2 protein-coding genes are annotated in these 6,067 nt (G+C 33.6%); both read left to right on the top strand.

Annotated features, from left to right (window positions below; translation table 11 throughout):
- The coding region (locus tag BGM27_RS19780) for a condensation domain-containing protein (RefSeq protein WP_217031349.1) at positions 1 to 543 on the top strand (543 nt) is incomplete at its 5' end.
- Between the two features lie 85 nt (positions 544 to 628).
- On the top strand, positions 629 to 6,067 hold a 5,439-nt coding region (locus tag BGM27_RS19775), incomplete at its 3' end, for a non-ribosomal peptide synthetase (RefSeq protein WP_217031345.1).

The raw sequence follows: 6,067 nt of genomic DNA, 5'->3' as shown, positions 1-6,067 counted from the left end.
AGAAATATGATCGGTATGTTCGTCAATACACTGGCTGTGAGGAATCACCCAGATAAAGAGAAAACATTTAAAGAACTTTTGAAAGAAGTAAAGGAGAATTCACTGCAGGCATATGACAATCAAAGTTATCAGCTCGAAGAGTTAATTAATCACCTCCATATTAAAAGGGAATTAGGGAGAAACCCGCTATTTGATGTGATGTTTGATATGAATAACATAGATGTAAATACAGAAATTGAGCTTGAAAATATTGTTTTTAACCAAATTCCTTTGGGAAACAAAATCTCAAAGTTTGATTTGACGCTAAAAGCTTTTGAGTCTGGAAAAAATATAGAGATGATTTTGGAATACTCTACTTGCTTGTTTAAAAAGGAAACCATTGAAAGAGTGAGTCAAGATATTCAGGTTCTATTAGACGAGATATTAAAAAACAGCAATCAAGTAATTAAAAAGATTGATATTTTAAATAGTGAAGAAAGAAAAAGCCTTTTAGAAATTGATGATGAAGTAAATACTTTAAGAAGTACAGCTTTTACATTTTAAGAGTAATCCATATTCGAACAATTAAAGTTCGAATATGGATTTAAATTAAGAGGAAAAGTGTTATAGAAGGAGGCGTAATGAAAAAGTGAATTCTAGTAAAAAAATAGAAAATTCTAGTCAATATTGGAAGGGTTTAAATTTAACACAAGTAGATACAGGAATTGTTACTCATGATTTTTTCTCAGAAGGAAAATACACAAAGCAGGAGATCAAGTTTTCTTTACCTTCTAAATTAATTAATGAGTTGGATAAATTGACAAAACAAAATGATTTACCATTCTATATGGTGTTTTTAACAGCATTACAGATACAAATATTTAAATACACAGAGAAAAAAGAAAATATTATAGGTATACCAGTTTATGTAGGAAATGCAAAGGACAACACACCTGTAAAAAATAAATTACTACCACTTTTTAACAAGGTGACAAAAGAAGTGTCTGTCAGGCATTTGCTGAAACAAGTACAGGAAAATGTATTTAAAGCCTATGAAAATCAGTACTGTGATCTTGATAAGCTCTTAAATAGTTCATATAGCGGTATAAACGTTATGGATTTAACACCTGTAAGCATTTGTATGAATACACTGCACAGAGAAGAGTTTATTAATTACATAAATACCTCACCTAAAAATCAACTGTCTGTTTGTATAAATAAACAAGATAGTCAAATTTATGACATATCGTTTATTTACAACGCTGAATTATTTAGTAAGGAAACTATAACATTATTTGGCGAGAGATTTATTAAAATCGTTGATGATATCGTCGGTGATCTTGATCAGATCATAAAACAAATAAAAATCATTTCCGAAGAAGAGAAAGTTGAACTGCTTCAACACTATAATCAAACTTTTGAGAATTATCCAAGCAAAAAAACTGTTCAAGAATTGTTCGAAGCTCAGGCAGAGAAAACGCCCAATAGGATTGCAGTCAAATGCGAAAATGAAGTATTAACATATCAAGAGCTAAATGAAAAAGCCAATCAATTAGCAAGATTATTAAAAAGCAGAGGTGTAACCACAGACTCTGTTGTCGCAATAATGGTAAACGCTTCTATAGAGGTGGTTATTGCAATTATGGGAGTGTTAAAAGCAGGCGGTGCTTACCTTCCTATTGATATACAACATCCAATTGGCAGAAAAGAATATATGCTGCAAGATGCAGAAGTAGATATCATTATCTCGAGACAAGACCTCATGACCCACATTCATTTTAATGGAAGTGTAATTGATATTTTTGAGGGAGACATTTTTCAAGGTGACAAGACAAATTTAGACATTAAGAGATCTTCTAATGATTTGGCTTATGTGATTTACACATCAGGTACTACAGGTAATCCTAAGGGAGTCATGATCGAGCATAAATCTCTAGTTAATTATATTCATTATTGTAAAGGACGGTATCTTGAAGAAGGAAAAGGGGATTTTCCATTATATACATCTATCTCATTTGATTTGACAGTAACTTCAATATATGTCCCGTTATTGTCTGGTAATAAAGTATGTGTATATAACAATGATGATCAGTTTTCATTCGATCACATTGTTGAAGATTCTATAGATATAATGAAATTAACCCCAGCACATTTAAGCGTTATAAGTGGATTGCAACTGAATAATGTAAGGATTTCAAGGTTTATTGTTGGCGGTGAAGAGTTATCCTATCAATTAGCTGATGACATTCACCGTAAATTTAATGGAAACGTAGAAATTATAAATGAATACGGACCAACTGAGGCAACTGTTGGTTGTATCGTGTATAGCTATCGAGAAAGAAATAAGAAAGAAAAATCTCTTCCTATCGGGACCCCCATCCAAAACAGCAGAGTATACATATTAGATGAGGACCTAAATTTGGTGCCTAAAGGAGTACCTGGGGATTTGTGGATTGCAGGAGATGGACTTGCACGGGGGTATTTGAATAAACCTGAAATGACTTCCGAGAAATTTGTTGCAGCTCCATTTAATCCTGCAGAAAGAATGTATAAAACAGGAGATATTGCAAGATGGAAACTTGATGGGAGTATAGAATTCTTTGGAAGAAAGGATAATCAGGTTAAGGTCCGTGGTTTTAGAATTGAGCTTGGAGAGATAGAAAATTGTTTGCTAAGTCATCAAGCTGTTAAAGAGGCTGTTGTATTAGCACGGGAGAATGAAGAACAGGAAAAATATCTTTCTGCTTATATAACAGGAAGGGGTCAATTAAATACTTCCGAAATCAGAGAATATTTAAAAGAAACTGTTCCTTACTATATGATACCTACTTATATAATGCAATTAGAGAGTATGCCCTTAACTACAAATGGAAAGATAGAACGGAATATGCTACCAGAACCATCTTCCAAAAGAGGCGGTTTTGAATATGTCGCTCCTAGAAATGATATAGAGCATAAACTTGCAGATGTGTGGTCAGAAGTACTAGGATTCCAACGAATAGGAATAAAAGATAACTTCTTCGAACTAGGAGGAGACTCTATTAAAGCAATCAGAATCACTTCTAAACTTCAGAAATATGGTTATAATCTTGAGGTTAAAGATTTATTTAATTTTGGAACCATTCAAGAAGTGAGTGATAAAGTAACTGCTTACTCCACTGTAATTAGTCAAAAAGAGGTTACAGGAGAAGTACCATTAATACCTATTCAAAGACTATTTTTCGAAAAGAATTTTTCAAACATGCATCATTGGAATCAATCCGTAATGATCTACAATAAAGAAGGTTTTGAAGAGAATGCAATCAAAACTGTTCTTGCCGGACTAATTAAGCATCATGATGCCTTAAGGATGGTTTATAAAACGGATGGTAAACAAGTTACCCAGATCATTAGAAGTTCAGAAACAACATTATACGACTTTCAAGTAATGGATTACCAATCGTGCGAAAATTATGAGGAAATGATCAAAAAAAGCAGTGAAGAAATACAAAGCAGTATTGATTTAAAAAAAGGACCTCTAGTAAAAGCAGGTTTATTTAAAACAACTGAGGGAGATCATCTTCTGATTGCTATCCATCATTTGGTAGTAGACGGGGTATCTTGGAGAATATTTTTTGAAGACTTTTCGGAAGGGTACAATAAAGCCCTTAAAGGAGAAAAAATAGTATTTCAAAGCAAAACCCATTCCTTTAAGGAGTGGGGACTCTATTTGCAGCAACAGGCTCAAAGTGAAGTATTCCAAAGTGAAATTCCGTATTGGGAAGAGATTGCGATAGCAGATTGTCATTTTTTGAAGACAGATTATGAATACAGTGAAGAAAGCACCAAACAAAAATACATCAATAGAGTTGATATAGAATTAAGTGAAGAGGAAACAAGTGAATTACTCAAGAATACGAACAAAACCTATAATACGGAGATTAATGACATATTATTAACTGCTTTGGGACTGACTATCCAAGAGTGGACATCACAAGAGCAAGTTTTAATTAATGTGGAAGGTCATGGAAGAGAAAAGCTTGAGGGAGATATCGATATTTCTCGGACAATCGGCTGGTTTACATCCCATTATCCTGTACTGTTAAAGTTGAAAAAAGAGAAGCAATTGAGCTATTCCATTAGAAATGTAAAAGAAACATTGAGAAGTATTCCAAATAAGGGGATTGGCTATGGGATACTCTCTTACTTAAGAGAAAAATCAGTCATTGGAGATATAAAGCCGCAGATCAGCTTTAATTATTTAGGCCAATTTGATGAGACAATTTATCATGGATTTTTGAAATTATCCAATCTAGCAAAAGGAAACTCTATTAGTCCGGAAGCCGAAAGTTTGTATGATATTGATATTAATGGCGCGATTGCTGATCATAAGCTGTTTTTTACATTTGCATATAGCATTAGGAAATATAAACAAAGCACAATGAGACGTTTAGCTGAAACATATAAAAAACATTTGCTTTCTATTGTCAAACATTGTCGGGAACAAAAAACAACCGAACTCTCTCCTTCCGATTATTCAGCCAATGACCTTACTCTGGATGAATTAGAAGAATTAAAGGAAAAATATAAAGAGTTCACACTTCAGGACATCTATCCTCTTACTCCTATGCAAGAAGGAATGCTGTTCCATTCTCTAATTGATCCAGATTCAGAAGCATACTTTGAACAAAAATCCTTTACGATTAAAGGTGAGATTGATTTAGAAGAACTTGAAAAAAGCATCAATCAATTAATTGACCGGTATGATGTTCTCCGAACTATCATTGTTCATGAGAATGTGAAAACTCCGAAACAAGTTATAGTAGAGAGCCGTAAAACAAGCATCCGTTACGAGGACATAACTAATTTAACAGAAGAACAGAAATCAAGGTTTATTCACCGGTTCCAGTTCGAAGAGCGAAAAAGAGGCTTTAAATTAAGTGAAGACATCTTACTTAGAATGTCTGTCATTAAAGTGAATCATGAAGAGTATAGGGTGATTTGGAGTTCTCACCATATTCTGATGGATGGCTGGTGCAGCGGTATTATTATGAAAGATTTTTTTATACTATATTCGTCTGCAAAAAAAAATCATACTGCCCCACTAAAGAAGCCAACTCCATATGTAAATTATATCAATTGGCTGCAAAAACAATCGAAATATTCAGCGAAAATATATTGGAGAAAGTATTTAGACGGGTATATCAACCATGCTAAATTTCCTTGCAGTGTCCAGAAGACTCCAGTCCAATTTAAAAAAGAGAAATTAGAATTTCAGGTGGGGAAAGAGCTCACAGAATCACTATTAAATGTGAGCAAACAAACACAAGTTACAATTAACACTGTCATTTCAGCTGTTTGGGGTATTCTCCTGCAGAAATATACAGGCTTAAATGATGTCGTATTTGGATCTGTTGTATCGGGACGTAATGCAGCAGTGGATGGAATTGAAGAAATGATAGGGTTGTTTATCAACACGGTCCCGGTAAGGGTGAAAAATAATATAACTGCTAATTTTATAGAGTTAGTTAAAAATATTCAAAAAAATTCGTTGGAATCAACAAAGTACGATTATTATCCATTAGCTGAAATACAATCGTTATCAGAGCTTAAGCGAAATTTAGTCAATCACATCTTGGTATTTCAAAATTATTATGTTGACGATGTAGTGATGGAGTCTAATAATTTTGTGGATTTTGAAATTACAGATAGCACTCTTTATGAACAGAATAATTATGACCTTGGAGTTATGGTATTACCTAATGATGAATTAACTGTCCGATTCTCTTACAATTCAAATGTATATGATTCGAGCAGCATGAACCGTTTAAAAAACCATTTCATTAGAATGATGGAAATCATTTCAGAAGACCCCACAGTCAACATTTCGGAGATTGATATCACGATAGACAATGAACGGCACCAACTCTTAGAAGAGTTTAATGATACACAAGCAGATTATGACAGAGAAAAAACACTACAGGAGCTATTTGAAGACCAAGCTGATAAACGCCCTGATCATATAGCGGTGAAGTTTAGAGATCATTATCTTACGTACCGGGAACTCAATGAGAAGTCGAATCAGCTCGCAAGAGTGCTGCGTCAAAAA

It is taken from the genome of Bacillus sp. FJAT-27001 (assembly GCF_019039175.1).
GTDB lineage: Bacteria > Bacillota > Bacilli > Bacillales > Bacillaceae > Bacillus > Bacillus velezensis.
The sequence above is the reverse complement of the archived record's forward strand: the minus strand, read 5'-3'. Positions and strand labels throughout refer to the sequence as shown.